The 15,654-nt window shown below is 40.0% G+C and carries 13 protein-coding genes and 1 pseudogene; 5 read left to right on the forward strand and 9 right to left on the reverse strand.

Features of this window, described 5'->3' with window-relative positions; all coding sequences use genetic code 11:
* The 3 genes from ACFE90_RS26080 to ACFE90_RS26090 form a co-directional block, all read right to left on the reverse strand.
* A partial coding sequence (locus tag ACFE90_RS26080; RefSeq protein WP_375505336.1) for a carbonic anhydrase occupies positions 1-698 on the reverse strand: 698 nt, incomplete at its 3' end.
* 28 nt (positions 699-726) lie between these two features.
* On the reverse strand, positions 727-1,038 hold the full coding sequence (locus ACFE90_RS26085) for a P-II family nitrogen regulator (protein WP_322652933.1): 312 nt from the start codon (positions 1,036-1,038) through the stop codon (positions 727-729).
* A 4-nt stretch (positions 1,039-1,042) separates the two neighbouring features.
* Entirely contained in the window at positions 1,043-2,011 is a 969-nt protein-coding gene (locus ACFE90_RS26090; protein ID WP_375505337.1) for a sodium-dependent bicarbonate transport family permease, read from the reverse strand.
* 549 nt (positions 2,012-2,560) lie between these two features.
* Here ACFE90_RS26090 and ACFE90_RS26095 point away from each other — a divergent pair.
* Both ACFE90_RS26095 and pcrA read left to right on the forward strand, forming a co-directional pair.
* A complete protein-coding gene (locus ACFE90_RS26095; RefSeq protein ID WP_375505338.1) occupies positions 2,561-2,755 on the forward strand; it encodes a glutathione S-transferase N-terminal domain-containing protein in 195 nt (64 codons plus the stop codon).
* Positions 2,756-2,887: 132 nt separating this feature from the next.
* Positions 2,888-5,212 (forward strand): DNA helicase PcrA, encoded by a 2,325-nt coding sequence (pcrA, locus tag ACFE90_RS26100; RefSeq protein ID WP_375505347.1) that lies wholly within the window; start codon positions 2,888-2,890, stop codon positions 5,210-5,212.
* Positions 5,213-5,530: 318 nt separating this feature from the next.
* Here the strand turns inward: pcrA and ACFE90_RS26105 are convergent, their stop codons facing one another.
* From ACFE90_RS26105 to ACFE90_RS26125, 5 genes are all read right to left on the reverse strand, one after another.
* Positions 5,531-5,824, reverse strand: coding sequence for an antibiotic biosynthesis monooxygenase family protein (locus ACFE90_RS26105; RefSeq protein WP_375505339.1), 294 nt, complete (start codon positions 5,822-5,824; stop codon positions 5,531-5,533).
* A gap of 193 nt (positions 5,825-6,017) precedes the next feature.
* Positions 6,018-7,370 carry an MATE family efflux transporter gene (locus ACFE90_RS26110; RefSeq protein ID WP_375505340.1) on the reverse strand — a complete coding sequence of 451 codons (1,353 nt, stop codon included), beginning with the start codon at positions 7,368-7,370 and terminating at the stop codon, positions 6,018-6,020.
* Positions 7,371-7,548: 178 nt separating this feature from the next.
* Positions 7,549-8,184, reverse strand: coding sequence for a retron system putative HNH endonuclease (locus ACFE90_RS26115; protein ID WP_375505341.1), 636 nt, complete (start codon positions 8,182-8,184; stop codon positions 7,549-7,551).
* A complete protein-coding gene (locus ACFE90_RS26120; RefSeq protein WP_375505342.1) occupies positions 8,181-9,578 on the reverse strand; it encodes an AAA family ATPase in 1,398 nt (465 codons plus the stop codon). The genes ACFE90_RS26115 and ACFE90_RS26120 overlap by 4 nt, the downstream gene beginning before the upstream one ends.
* 5 nt (positions 9,579-9,583) lie before the next feature.
* Positions 9,584-10,501: a metallophosphoesterase family protein gene (locus ACFE90_RS26125; RefSeq protein WP_375505343.1), complete on the reverse strand. Its 918-nt coding sequence runs from the start codon at positions 10,499-10,501 to the stop codon at positions 9,584-9,586.
* A 136-nt stretch (positions 10,502-10,637) separates the two neighbouring features.
* On the opposite strand from ACFE90_RS26125, the gene ACFE90_RS26130 reads away from it, so the two are divergent.
* Positions 10,638-11,528, forward strand: coding sequence for a hypothetical protein (locus tag ACFE90_RS26130; protein WP_375505344.1), 891 nt, complete (start codon positions 10,638-10,640; stop codon positions 11,526-11,528).
* Between the two features lie 380 nt (positions 11,529-11,908).
* Positions 11,909-12,739, forward strand: coding sequence for a RimK family alpha-L-glutamate ligase (locus ACFE90_RS26135; RefSeq protein WP_375505345.1), 831 nt, complete (start codon positions 11,909-11,911; stop codon positions 12,737-12,739).
* Positions 12,740-12,944: 205 nt separating this feature from the next.
* Here the strand turns inward: ACFE90_RS26135 and ACFE90_RS26140 are convergent, their stop codons facing one another.
* Positions 12,945-15,005 carry an ATP-binding protein gene (locus ACFE90_RS26140; RefSeq protein ID WP_375505346.1) on the reverse strand — a complete coding sequence of 687 codons (2,061 nt, stop codon included), beginning with the start codon at positions 15,003-15,005 and terminating at the stop codon, positions 12,945-12,947.
* Positions 15,006-15,099: 94 nt separating this feature from the next.
* Between ACFE90_RS26140 and ACFE90_RS26145 the strand changes: the two are divergent.
* Positions 15,100-15,654: pseudogene (locus ACFE90_RS26145) on the forward strand (cobaltochelatase subunit CobN); the annotation flags it as partial.

Consider the following 15,654-nt stretch of genomic DNA (forward strand, 5'->3'; position numbering starts at 1 on the left):
GTAATAATAGTTATCCTCCCTGTATCCAAGTCATAACGACCTCCGACAATTTTTAATTTGCCCGATCGCACTTGCTCAGTTAAAAGCTGCGATCGCTTCAACTGTTCAATTTGATATTGCACATTGGCAACCACAGCATTCTCAACTGCGTCACCCGACTGACTCTTGACCTTTTCCACTGCTGGCTTAATTGCCTTCACAAAAGTACTAATATCACCGAGTAACGATTGGTTTTGGACGGCGGCGGTTACAGCCCCGCAACGCTCATGACCCATTACCATCAATAGCGGAGAGCCTAACAAGACAACCGCATATTCAATACTACCGATCGCTTCATGTGTAGCGATATTTCCGGCAATCCGAACATCAAAGATGTCTCCAATGCCTTGATCGAAAACAATTTCTGCGGGGACTCGTGAATCCGCACAACTAAGAATAGTTGCAAATGGATGTTGAGCTTGAGCAACTTCCTGCAACCGCAGTGCCGATTGATCCGGGTATTGGGGTTGATGATCGATAAATCGCTGATTTCCCTCCATCAGCTTTTGCAATGCTGCATCGGGATTGAGGGATTCCGGGGAAGTTGAGGGTATTTCGGCAGCTTTAACCTGTTCAACCCGCCAAAGCAAATCGCTGGCGGATAGCATCATTCCAAACGCCCCGGTCATTCCCAACTTCAAAAAGTCACGACGTTCCATGAAATGCTTCATTAAATTTATAACTCTCTTACATCGACGCTACACATCTGACAGAGCGAACTTCCATCACATCGGAAACGTAGCAAGTACCTCCGAACTTATTAAGGAGTGGTTTGATATTTTCGACAACACGCTTGAGTTGTTCTGGCATACAAAACGCGAGGATGTAAACATTATCGAGCATGGTCATGTCTAAATCTTCAGTCGTTCCTCGTAATCCTTTACCAGCAACATTTCGGATTACGGCATGGTTATGTACACCCGACTTGTCTAAACTATCTAAAATTTTGGCAAGTTCAAAGGAGTTGGCGATAATTTCTATCTTTTTAACTACGTGCATATTATTACCTCCAGAATAGGTTAATTCCGTAGAGATATAACGGAATTCCCACAATAATATTGAACGGAAATGTTACTGCTAAAGCGGTTGAAACATACAGGCTGGGATTTGCTTCGGGAACAGTCATCCGCATAGCCGCAGGGACAGCGATGTAAGAAGCACTGGCACACAATACAGCGAACAACAGCGAATCTCCGCGAGGCATACCGATCAATTTGGCAATCACCAACCCAATGCCTGCATTGAGTATTGGAATTAGTATGGCAAATAAAATTAAGAAAACTCCGGTTTTTTGCAAGTCTTTAATTCTTCTCGCAGCGACTAGTCCCATGTCCAGTAAAAAGAAGGTGAGAACACCATAAAATAACCCTTGAGTAAAGGGTTCTAATACGTGCCAACCGCGTTCTCCTGTCAAGACACCTATTAATAGACTACCTACTAATAGAAAAACTGAACTATTAAGAAATGCTTCTTGCAAAACTTCCGGCCACGAAAAGTCTCGCTTTCCATCAGCGGTGAATATATTCACCAAAATTAGACCAACTATAATTGCTGGGGATTCCATCAGGGCAAGGGCTGCCACCATGTAACCATCAAAAGTAATGCCAAGCTCAGTTAAAAAAGCGCTAGCTGTGATGAAGGTGACGGCACTGATAGAACCGTAGGTTGCTGCGATCGCAGCCGCATCGTAAGTATCCAATTTCCACTTCAAGATAAAAAAGGTGTAAATTGGAACAACACAAGCCATCATCATTGCTGCTGCGAGTGTTAGAACTACTTCCTGAGTGATGCCGCTTTTAATTAGTTCTACCCCTCCCTTAAAACCAATGGCAAACAGCAGGTACAGCGAAAAGAGTTTGGGCATCGGTGCGGGAATTTCTAAATCAGACTTGACAAAAACAGCAGTCATGCCTAAAAAGAAAAACAGGATTGGCGGATTCAAAATATTGGATACAATTAAGCTGATATCCATATCCACCCCTCCTTGTATTGGTTAAACCTGAAATTAAAGAAATTTTTCATCTTTAAAAATTTAACGGTTGAATCATGATGTATCGTGTATTGCTACTCTATGTCAATTGGGTACTCAAGGAGTGAATAGTCTTATTGGTGACAATACTCTTGGTTAGGTATTACAGCGTTTTTCAAGCAAATAAACCACGGACTAGGGAACATTGCGGTGTCCCTACGAAAATCTATAAGGGCAATGCATGAATTGCCCCTACTCCTCTGTTGAGAACAGGAGCAAGTGAGACCTTGCCCAGTATTTTTATGATGTTTAATTCCCCGTCGCTGATTTTACGATAGAAAGCGCAGGAATAACTGATGACTAACTTATCTATGTAGAAAAGTTAACGTATTGTGATAGCAATTCATAAATTGCCCCAACACAAATTCTGTAGTTTTGGTGATTTTTTGCGTAAATCCTGTAAAGATGATGCTCGATCAAATTACGCTCGATTAGCAGTAATCTAGGCTTAATCGTCAGGACAGTATAGAATCTTCAGGAATACAATCAATCATGCAATCAACAAAGATTAGGCTGTACGATTTGGCAGGGGCTGAAGACGATCGCCGTTTTAGTCCTAACTGTTGGCGCGTGCGGCTGGCTCTACTCCATAAGGGATTGCCCTTTGAAACTGTACCTTGGCGTTTTACTGAAAAGGAAACTATTGCCTTTTCAGGACAGGGTAAGGTGCCAGTAATAGTTTTCTAGTTAAGAATATTGCCAGACAATCTTTGTTGACCAAGTTTCGTTAAGATATTGTAACCTGGGCAATAGCAACTCTCTATTGATGTGACGCCAGGCGTAGGCGTAGCCCGTCGGAGACATCGCTTTTTCACATCCATGACAACAACCATCGACTTTCTCAGTCACCTTAACCCCAGTCAACGTCAAGCTGTCGAACATTACTGCGGCCCGTTGCTAGTTGTTGCTGGCGCAGGTTCCGGTAAAACACGAGCGCTGACTTATCGCATTGCAAATCTAATTCTCAAACACCGCGTTGATCCAGAAAATATCCTGGCGGTTACTTTTACCAACAAAGCCGCACGGGAAATGAAAGACCGGATTCAACGGCTGTTTGCTGAACAGCTAGCGATGAAACAACACGGCCAGCGTTTTGATTTGTTGACAGAATACCAACAAACGCAATTGCGATCGCAAGTTTACAAAGATACTATCAAAGACTTATGGTGTGGCACTTTCCACAGTCTATTTTCTCGCATTCTCCGCTTTGATATTGAAAAATATGTAGACGAAAAAGGACGACGTTGGAATCGCAATTTCTCTATCTTTGATGAATCAGATGTGATGAGTCTGATTAAAGAAATTGTCAATAAACAGTTAAATTTAGACGATAAAAAGTTTGACGCTCGCTCTGTCCGCTACGCTATTAGTAATGCTAAAAACCAAGGTTTATCACCCCAAGAATTTGAGCAAGAACAACCCAATTATCGCGGACGGGTTATTGCCCAAGTCTACAGTTTATATCAAGATAAGTTAGCAGAAAATAACGCTCTTGACTTTGACGATCTAATTCTCGTACCAACTAGATTATTTCAGCAAAACGAGCAAGTATTGGGTTACTGGCATCGCAAGTTTCGTCATATCCTCGTAGATGAATATCAGGATACTAACCGCACTCAGTATCAACTTATTCATTTATTGGTTACTAATGGCGAAACCAAAAAGAGCGAATGGGAATGGGAAAATCGCTCAGTTTTTGTTGTCGGTGATGCCGATCAATCAATTTACAGCTTTCGGATGGCAGATTTCACTATCTTGCTGGGATTTCAGGAAGACTTTGGCGATGGTTTGCTAGATGATGATACTCGGACGATGGTTAAGCTGGAAGAAAACTATCGTTCTTGTGAAAACATTCTGCAAGCGGCGAATGAATTGATTGAAAATAACACCCAACGGATTGATAAAATCCTTAAACCAACACGGGGGCCGGGTGAGCAGATTTATTCTCACAAAGCGGATAATGAACTAGAAGAAGCCGACTTTGTAATTCATCAAATTCGCACTTTAGAACAGCAAAATCCAGAATTGAACTGGGGTAGTTTTGCCATACTTTATCGGACAAACGCCCAATCTCGTCCCTTTGAAGAATTGTTGGTGAAATATCGAATTCCTTACACAGTTGTGGGAGGAATGAAGTTTTACGATCGCAAAGAAATAAAAGATGTGATCGCGTATTTAAGAGCGATCGCTAACCCATCTGATACAGTCAGTTTATTAAGAGTTATCAACACTCCCCGACGAGGAATTGGCAAAACCACTATTGATGCTTTGGTGAACGCCTCCCAGCAACTAGGGACAACCCTATGGGAAATACTCAGCGATGAAACATCAGTTAATACATTAGCTGGACGGGCAACAAAAGCTGTAAATAGCTTTGCCGAAATGATTAGCCGTTGGCAAGGACAAATTGGTACGCTTCCCGTGACTGAAGTTTTGCAAGGAATACTAGAAGACTCTGGTTACGTTCAAGACTTGATGAGTCAAGGCACAGATGAAGCCACAGATCGAGTACAAAACGTTCAGGAACTTTACAACGCCGCACTGCAATTTCAAGAAGAAAATGAAGAGGTTTCTCTCCAAGATTTTCTGAGTAGTGCCGCCCTCAGTTCCGATTTGGATAATTTAAAAGAAGGACAGACAGCTGTTTCTTTGATGACTTTGCACGCTTCCAAAGGTTTGGAATTTCCCGTAGTATTTTTAGTGGGATTAGAACAAGGGCTATTTCCTGGCTACCGATCGCTGAGTGATCCCGCATCTTTGGAAGAGGAACGCCGCTTGTGTTATGTGGGAATTACTCGCGCCCAAGAAAGGTTGTATATATCACACGCGCGGGAACGTCGTTTGTATGGTTCTCGTGAACCCGCCATGCGATCGCAATTTCTCGACGAATTACCAGAAGAATTATTAACTACTCAACGCCTGAGTCGTCAAAGTTATACTAAAAGTGCCTCTACTCCGAATGGAAAGCAAGACTCAACGCAGAATTGGCAAGTAGGCGATAGAGTATTACATAAAACTTTTGGTCTTGGTGAAATTACCCATGTTTTTGGAATGGGTAGTAAGATGTCTGTGGCAATTAAATTTGCCAGCTTGGGACAAAAAATTGTTGACCCAAGAGTAGCGCAGTTGCAACGAGTAGAGTGATACTAAGGGACTTCCAAATAAAAAAATATCCCATAGTTTTAGAGGCAGGGGGCTCTTAGCTGGGGGCAGGGGGAGGCAAAGTCGTGGTGAAGTCCAGAAATTGGATAATTTATTTTTTGGAGTTCCCTAATACGGTTCGGTTAAGAATATTTGTAGGTTGGGTTGAACTTTAGTGTTACCCAACAAACCCAACATATTGTAGGGTTTCGTTCCTCAACCCAACCTACATTGGAGTTATTTTTTGGACTTAACCAAACGTATTGAGAGTGATACAGCCACAAATCCCCAATTTTTCAAATAAGTCGGGGATTTTGTTTTTCATATTTTGATTTCTTCAAAGTGTTCAACAGTGGGAAATAGTTCATAAAAATGATGCAAAAGTTTTTTCCACTCTTGATACTCAACAGAACTTCTAAATCCTACAGTATGAGATTCTAAAGTTTCCCATCTGACAAGTAATAAGTATTTACCTTGGACTTCTATACATTTATGCAATTCATGGGATAAATATCCGTCCATTGACGAAATAAATTTAGAAGCTTTTTTGAAAGTAGCTTCAAAATCTGATTCTAGACCAGGTTTAACAGGAAGCATAACTGCCTCAAGAATCATAAACTTTTGCGGTGATAATTAAGCTAATGTTAACGCGATGTGCAACTTAATATTCTGACCGAAAACGAAAAGGATACAAGCCCCTAAATTTATTTATGGTTACTGAGCGTAGCCGAAGTATGGGGTTCTCCCCCCAGCTAAGAGCCCCCTGCCCCCTTTCCTCTTTTTGATCTCTCTTCGTTTAGACTATCCATTATCCGTGGTTAGTCGTTTTCTTGCTAAACCGCCAAGTCATGATTATTGCAGCGATCGCTAAACCAATAGCTAGTCCCCACCAAAGACCAATCGCTCCATACCCCGACCAGATTCCGAAAGTATAACCAGTGAATAAACCAACACACCAATAAGCAAAAATACCAATCAACATAGGAATTCGAGTGTCTTTTAGTCCGCGTAATGCTGCCCCCGCAGTAACTTGCACACCGTCAACTATTTGAAAAATCGCTGCCACTCCCAGCAATTTCACTGCGAGGACAACCACATCTGCATTGTTTGGATCGTTAATGTCAATATAAAGAGAAATAATCGACTCTGGCACTAACCACAATGTAATGCCTACTACACCCATAGATAGAGCTGCAATGGCAATGCCTACATATCCAGCCAGACGAGTAGCAAGCAGGTCATTCTGTCCAACTAACTGCCCAACACGTACTGTTGTCGCTAGAGAAATGCCTAGTGCAAGCTGGAATGATATCGAAATTGTTTGTAAAGCAATTTGATGGGCAGCAAGAGCATTTGTTCCTAATTGTCCTATTATGAAAGTAACAACGGTGAACAGTCCCCCTTCGACTGCAATCAGCCCCCCAATGGGCAATCCAATCTGAAAAATCTCGCCAATGATCCGGCGATGCTCTAGGGGAAAAGCTTTTTTAGATAAAGGTCGAAAAATATTGTAAACTGCAAAGCGAGGCTGATTACATATATAAACTGTCAGAGCAACAAACATACTCCAAAGTGAGAGTGTGCTTGCCCAACCGATACCAGCTAAACCCAGCGCCGGAAATCCCAGTTTGCCAAACATCAGCACATAATTAGCTGTGATGTTGAGTAGAGTACCCAAAACCACAGTCACGATCACTAATTGCGGTTGCAATAGAGCAGAAAGAAAGCTTTTAAGTACTCCAAAGCCTAAAGCAGGAATAAAACCCAGTGCGATCGCCCTTAAAAAAATCTCTGCTAGTGCTACTGTGTTAGCATCCTGACCTAGTAGAAGTAGTAAAGCACCTCCATTGTAAAGCAGCAATGTAATTGGTATTCCTAGTACTAGAGATATCCCTAGTCCCAGGCGGACAATTGTGCCAACTTTTTCTCTATTTCCGGCCCCGTATGCTTGGGCAGCTAACGGACTGACAGCAGAAACGATACCAGTAACGATCAACAGACAAAAACTAAAGATAGTAACTCCCAATGCTCCAGATGCAATAGTCTGACTTCCCAACCAGCCCATCATTACCGTATCCACAAAACCAGTTGCAGATTGAGCCAATTGTGCTGCTGCCAAAGGTACGGCTAACATGAGACATTTTTTAACTTCAGAAAACATATACTTATAACCCGATGTGAAGAACAAAGGGTTTTTCCAAAATCTAAACCCATGTTCAGAAGATGCTGCTCCTGTGAACTTGAATCTATCTTAATGGAGTAAGAGGATTCGCATTACAGCCTTACGGAGGAAAGACTAACGAAAAATGCAATGTCTACAACAGGCTACGCCATTAAAACTAATTTTTTAGTAAATAAATAATCGCAGCACAAAACTCTTCATAATATCCTTTAGAATCAGTTTCACTGAAACCTAGAATTAAGTCTTGTCTCTCTCCCTCTGTGATTGTGTTGATGATTTCCAATATTGGCTCAAGAGCTTTTGCACGTAAATCTTTTAGCTTATCAATATTAAGTCCAAGTTTATCAATTGTTGTTTCAGCAGCTAATTGCTTTTTTGAATTATCTGTCGCCAAAATCTGCCCATCATCAGCGTAGTTAAAGAACGCCTCACAATTCGCATTTATGGGTGAAACCATCAAATCCTCGTCGTACCAATGATCTTTCTTGCTCCCACAGTGCAGAGGTTCTTTACGCTCTCTTTCTCTTTGGCATGAAGCCAGCATATTTGTGTATTCCAGCGTTAGCTCAGTATAAGGATATCTAGGTTTTAGATGTTCAATATGGCTAATATCCTTGGTAATACGTCTTCCACAATAGCAACAGATAAAACCTTGCTCTTGCAACAAGGAATCATGTACATCGGTTTTTTGTGGTTTGCTGAAGTTGTCCCAACTTGGTTGCCAATCTTCATTTGCTAGGTTTTTCCAAACGGTAAAACTTTCTGGCTCCTGATTTTTTTTGATATATTTCACCGCTTCAAAATCTCTTTGCGTCGAATAGACACACTTGCTTTTACTAATTCCGGCTCATCTTGTCCAATAATGTCAGAAATTTCCTGAGATAATTCCCTAGCACCATCAAGATTCCCTTCATCAATGAGTCTAAATAACTCATGTAAACGATCTTTAATTTCTTGTGGACGTGCGGGAACACCCATGAGGTCTTCTAATATTCGATTGCTGTCTCTCCCAAAGGAACTTTCTGGTCTTTTAGCAACAACACCTTCGTCTGTTTTTTCTAGAATATAAATTCCTTCCGCCTTGACTTGGCTAATTACTTGAGGCGAATGGGTGGTGACAATAAATTGGCAATTGGGGAATGTTCTTGTCAAAGCTGGAATAATTTCCCGTTGCCATTTTGGGTGTAGGTGGAGTTCGATTTCATCAATTAAAACAACACCACTACCTTGGAGTGGATCTGGTAAACTTGGGTTAGCTATTGCCAATCGTCTTGCTAAATCTCCCACCATTGCCAGCAAGCATTTCTCTCCATCAGATAGCTGATTAACTATAAGTTCCTCACCTTTTTTTCTGACAGTCATTCGTAGGGGTGAACGCTCAACTCGCAAGTTTAAGAATTCTGGTATTAAGGAAGAGATGGACTGTCTTACTGCTTCTAATTGTTTGTCTCTATAATCAGGGTTATCCCTTCGTCTCTCATTCTCTAAGTCTTCTCGATTCCTAAACCATTCAAAAAAGATTTTGAAGTCTATTCTCCCTCCTGTGAGTGCCTGCTCATAAGCATCTACTTGTTTAAAAGAAGATACCTCTGATATTTCTAAGGGCATATCAATAACAGCACGGTTAACGGGGTAATAAACTGCTAAAGGAACATTAGTATCAGTAATAGTTGCTAACTGATTGTTTAAGTTTTCAATAGCTGTTTTTAAATCTTCTCTTAATCCACTACGTATTGCATTTGCTATCTCTGTATGCATATTTTCACTTTGCATCAGAATAGTCTCAAGACCTTTATAATTTTTTAGCTTCTCTTTTATTTCTTTTTGTAAATCGGAAATACTTTTAATATGAGCTTGTAAATCAATGTACTTACCATCATTATTTTTTACACCTCTATATTCAGTCATTGACCAAGTTAATTCTTGTAATTCTATAAATAGAGTAATTTCATTGTATGTTTTATCACATTCATTTGTAACATCTTGTGTAATAAAGAAACGTAAAGATTCGAGTGAGTCTTGAATCTGTCCCGTAAGCTGTGTTAGAAGAATAGCAAGACAGTCAAGAATACTCGATTTTCCCACACCATTGATACCAATAATTACAGTTGGTTCAGCCTCATGGAAATCAAGCGTCAAATCACCGATTCCACGGAAAGATTGCATTTTCAAGCGCTTGACTTTCATAATAATTACACTAATTTTAGTTTAATAATCCCTTTATCAAAAACGCGATTATCAGTAGCGATCGCACTTATTTCTATTCTATCTTTATACACCTCATAAGAGGCAAAACTTAAATCACTCGTAGAATACTTTGTCCACTCAGAACGCCCTACAGGACGATTGCCAGCACCTGCACCACAAATTAAATAAGTTGTACCATCAATAGCACGAGTGCGTTCATAATTATGTTCGTGACCATTAATGTAAAGTTGAACGCCGTGTTTTTGAAATAAAGGAGTGAAAGTTTTAATAAAATCTGGATTACTCCCATACTGACCCGATGAATAAATTGGATGATGACCAAATACAACTTTCCAAGGAGATTTACTAAGACTTAATTCTTTTTCTAACCAATTTAGCTGGTTTTTCCAATCAGCATTACTATTAGTATCTAAAGCGAAAAACTGTACTTGATTACGTTTAAATGTATAGTAACGTCCCTTCATATTAAATCCAGCATACTTGACTTGTGGATCGCCATTTTCAGTACGAATATCGTGATTACCTAAACAAGCTTGAAATTTCACACCAAGTTTTAGCAAAGTTTGATAAGGACGCTCAAAAACTGCACTAATTTTCTCAATTTCGCCGTTGTTGTAAATGTTGTCTCCAGCTAAAACCACTAAATCGTAAGGATTTTGTTTGTGATATGCATTCATCGCTCCAGCCACAGCATACTGTCCTTTAGCACCAGTCCCTGTATCAGCCACAGACACAAAACGTAATAACAAGTCTTTTTTGGCTGGGTTGGCGGCTATAGCTGTTGTTGAATCGGTAATATCAGCAGTTTGATGATTTTTATCAGTTAACATCCAGGCTAAAAATCCTGTACCAATGGCGCTGAGGCTACTTAACAATAAAAATTGACGGCGTTTTAGGTTCATAATTCACCAAATTTAATAAATAGTCAGTTTAGCTGAAGTAATGTGCAATTGAAGTGATACATTAAGGCAAAAGAAGGCAGCACCAGTAATAATGTACGTTGTTTGTCTTTGATTCGCTGCTTTTGGTGAAAGTTCCATGTCACAAGACAATCAGTCAAAACCGACGGATAAGCAAGTAGCTCAACCTCCCCAAAAACCTTACCAGAGAGTTCAACCATTTTGGAAGGCTAAAATTATCCAACTTCTCCAAGGGACGATTGAGGTTTTAGAAGTAACGGTGGAGAAACTGGAGACAGTACCGCCACCTGGTACTGAGGAAAAACCTGGCTTTTTCCAGCAGTTTCAGTTGTGGTGGGGTGGACTGCTAAGGACAATCCGCTTGTTTTTACCATCAAATTTGTCAACAAAGTTATCAGATACCGCTTTGACGGGAATTGTTACTGGAATTGCTGTAATTATTCTTTGGACAACTGCGAGTGTCTTTACTGGTAAACCTACTCAAATCGCAACAGTTCCACCCGTTGAAGAAGTTCCTGCACCAACACCGACACCAACGATAACTACTCCACCGGAGTCAGTTACACCAGAACCACAGCCGTCACTGCCACCAGAGGAAATTACGCCGCCGCCAGAAATACAAACTCCGCCACCAACGCCGGAAGCGAAAGCAAAACCGGAACCAATTCCCACGTCAACGCCAACGCCAGCCTTAGAATTAACACCAGAACAAGCCTTGATTGCGGCTATTGAAAATCAGGTAGCCGAAATTAGCGATCGCATTGCCTCTGGTCTGATAAAGTCAATTCAAGCCAACTTCCGCACCAGCAATCTTACAGTTAAAATTAGTGACGATTGGTACACTCTCAAAGAATCCCAGCAGGACAAACTAGCTGCGGAGATATTACAACGCTCTCAAGAACTGGATTTTACCCATTTAGAAATTATCGACTCCCAAAATAGGTTGATAGCGCGTAACCCAGTTGTTGGTACTGAGATAGTAATTTTTAAACGGCAAACAGCAAGTTAAAAATTAGCATTGCATATTTATAGGATAATTTGTCTCACACAGAGAAGATGAATCTTTTTAGTTTTCAATGTCTAAATTTCATCCCTTGTTTATGCAACGCTCTAAAAATCATATAATATTGCTAAAAAAAGTTATTCACCTTTTTGTCAAGAATAAGATGTCTTTCTAAAACATTATTCTCCACTGTAAAATTATCGAAAAACTGTTGCTTTATCTAGCATATAGATGTATTCTACAGAGTAGCTTTTATGAAAAGCTAAAACAAAAGATAATTTCACCACATTATAAAAAAGCGGAGTTGATATTCATCAATTTAAGCCAACTATATATGTTCTGAATTCATGTAAACACTTTTTTAGGACGTTTAACTTCAAGTATTTATGTTAGATAATGTTTCGCTATTGCTTCAAGCGTGTAAAAATTTAAATATCAGTTATGAAATTTTTCAACCTGCTGAAAACTTAATAAAAATTCAACTCAATAATAAACAGCATTATTTTTGTAACTATAGCACTCCTTTAATTAATCAAGCAGTAGCAAAAATTGTAAAAGACAAAGAATACACTTACCATATTTTAAAGCAAAAGGTTAAACTTCCTCACACTGTAGGTTTTCTTTCGCCTTTTTGTGACATTCAATATAAAATTTATTTAAAATTTCCAAGTATTCAAGATATTGTATTAGAGATTAAAGAAAAATTTGAAACACCACTGATTGTGAAAAGAAATTCTGGCTCTGGTGGACATAACGTTTTTTTATGCCAGAATACAGATGAAATTGAAACTGCTTTAAAAGAGATTTTTAATATTAATCACAAGTATGATTACGTTGCTCTCGCTCAAGAATTTATTCACATTAAATCTGAATATAGAGCGGTTTTCTTAAATAAAGAGTTAGTATTGCTTTATAAAAAAGATATAACTGATGCAAAATTTGCAGGTAACCTCAGTCCTTTGCACTGGGATGGTGCGAAAGCCAAGTATATTAATGATCCACAGATATTGTCAGAGGTTGCTAATTTTGCTAAACCAATTTTTGAAGAATTAGACCTTGATTATGGTGGTTTAGATATAGTCTTAGATCGAGATAACCAATATTGGTTGATTGAAATCAATTCTCACCCAAATTATAGTATTTTTACTAGAGATAATGGAAATGAACATGTGTTGAAAATCTTTGAAAAAATGCTTATTAGCCTAGCCTCAAAATAAATAATTCGGCGTTGCAGAACAGTAGTAATTGGGTGACGCAGGGAAAGCAGGGGGAGATTTTGTGCTACAAAGCTTAAGCTTATTGAGAACTGAAAACGAAGAATCAAGGATTTCAAGCATATTTTACGAAAGAGAAGTAGAGATTATTAGAATAGTGGGATAGGTTCATCCAAAATCCAAAATTAAAAATCTAAAATTGGATGACTCATAACTCAGTATTCACCGCTCTCATAGACTGAGTTGGTATCCATACAGTAAAAATTGAGCCAATACTTACAGTTGATTCTACTTCAATTCGTCCCCGATGAAGTTCCACAAGTTGTTTAGTTAAAGCTAGTCCAAGTCCAGTACCTTCGTAGCGGCGGCGATAGGGTGTATCGAGTTGCTGAAATTTCTCAAACAATAATGGTAATTGTTCATCGGGAATGCCAATCCCAGTATCTTCCACTTGAAAAATAGCAGTATCATCTTCCACCCAAAGACGTAAGGTAACGCTGCCACTTTCGGGGGTAAATTTAATAGCATTAGTTAACAGATTCCAGAGAATTTGTTCTACTCGTTCTCCATCGGCGGTAAAGCGATCGCGCCTAGGATCGATTTGCAAATCAAGGTTGAGATTAATTTGTTCACTGATTGCTTTTTTTCGCAGTGACTCTACAGCATTTTCAGCAACATTCACTAAAGAAAATTCCGAAATATTTAAAGCTGTCTTACCAGCCTCGATTTGCGATAAATCAAGGATGTCATTAATCATTTCTAATAAATGTTCTCCACTGTCGTGGATTGTTTGCAGATAACCCCGTTGTCGTTGACTCAATTCACCCAAAGGCCAACGTAACAATGTAGATGACATCCCAATCACATAAGTTAAAGGCGTGAGCAATTCGTGACTGATAGTAGCGAGAAACTGACTTCTGAGACGGTTAGCAGCTTCGGCAGCGAGGAGGGCATCACGTAATCCTATTGTGCGTTCAATAACTCGTTGTTCGAGAGTTTGTTTTTCTTGGGTAAGCGTTTGCATTAACTCAGCTTGGTGAATTGCGATCGCTAATTGTTCTGCGATCGAAGTCAGCAAGTTTTTTTCACTCTCAGTCCACTGGTGTGGATTATCGCACTGATGAGCAATCAGCAATCCCCACAATTTGTCCTCAAATATAATCGGTGCTGCTAACTTAGCCCTAACTTGACTTTCCCTCAAAAAATTTAACAAACACTCTTCTAGAGCATAAGTTTTTTCGACATCATCCACAGCTAAGGTAAAGCCTTGGCGATACTTTTCCCAACATTGAGAGGTTCGGATAAAACAATTTCTTTCCGTGTAATTCAACACCGATGTAATAGCATCTGTAGCACGGGCTTCATAGACAATATAACCTCGATAGTTTTGCCAGTCTTCTAGTAATGGTTGATTATTGGCTGACACAGAAGGCGAGGGTTTATCCTTGTTCTCTGGTATAGAAAAATAGATTTTGGAAGATTCCCCAACCGACTGTTCTATACCTGTTAGTGGTGCGGTTCCACTGAGGGGAATAGTGTCAGACTGGTATTGTTGAGTCTTGGCTTTGGAACCTTCAAATTTATAAATTACTAATCTGTCTAATTCCAAAAACTCACGCACTTGTGTAATTGCTGTTGCCATAATCACCGGCAAATCTAAGCTTTTGCGGATCTGCGTTGTTACCTGATTTAACAACCGCTCTTGGGCAATCTGTTTTTTTAAAGCATCTTCCACTGGCTGACAGATATAAACTGTCGGCGCAGTTGAGCTTGGAGGTGCTATTATTTCTTGGTTTGGCTGAGTTAGGAGGTATTCTAATAACAACAGCGAGAAATGACTTTGGACTGTGGCATCATTGGGCCGAATAATTTGGCGATAGCCTTCGAGATTTTGGTAAGTGGCGGAATCACACTCAAACAAGTCTCTTAATTCGTAGACAAATGTTGCGATCGCCTCTAAATTAAATGTCAAACTAGCATTGAGTGCTAAGTGAGTGCTGACTGGGGAGTTAAAAGTGCTTGCTGGGTAAATTCCTTGCTCCTCCTCAAAGTTTCCTACCAAGAGCGCACTAAACTGCTCAGAAACCACTAATGTAAACCTTTGCCTTTGCCACTTCGGAGGTATATCAATTCGTACTAACACAGCTTCTGTCAGTATCAGAGCGGCACTTCCCAGCGTTTGAGCCATCTGTTCCAACAATTCCCCAAGCTGATTAAATACAACAATAGGCAAGGTTCGAGAAAAGCTCAAATCAGGAGAACTAAGCATTTTAAATCATTACTGGTAAGAGGGGGCTGAATGCAGAGAAAAACTTTGTTTTGATTGTGCAATAACCAATAGTTTAAGACGGTAATACAGCATTATGCATCGTACAACTAGCATATCGGGTGGATGGAATCAGTCAGAGGGCTTAATTTTTCTAGAACAAACTCCAGCGCCTTTCGTGTTGATTACGGCTGCTGATACCGACATTCAAACCTTAGCAGCTGCGGTGACAAAATTACCTACAAGCTTTCCTGCATTAAGAGTAGCCAATCTGTTGCAGTTACAGCAACAATTAAGTATAGATACTTATGGTGAGCAAGTTGTGGAACTTGCCCAAGTAATTATTTTGCGCCTGTTAGGAGGACGTTCCTACTGGAGTTATGGTTTAGAAGTAGTGCAAGAAATTGTACAACGTAATGGTAGAACCCTCATTGTAATACCAGGAGACGACGCTTTTGATCCCGACTTAATTTCTCAGTCTACCGTGCCTGTAAGTATTGTTAATCAGGTATGGCAGTATTTCAGCGAAGGCGGCGTAGAAAATTTCGTTAATGCTCTGCAATTTATCTCTGATACTTGCCTGTTAACTGCATATAATCCGCCGTTACCCCGGCCGATTCCGCGTGTGGGATTGTATGAATGGGGAGTGGGG

This window comes from uncultured Nostoc sp., from assembly GCF_964245445.1.
Taxonomy (GTDB): Bacteria; Cyanobacteriota; Cyanobacteriia; order Cyanobacteriales; family Nostocaceae; genus Nostoc.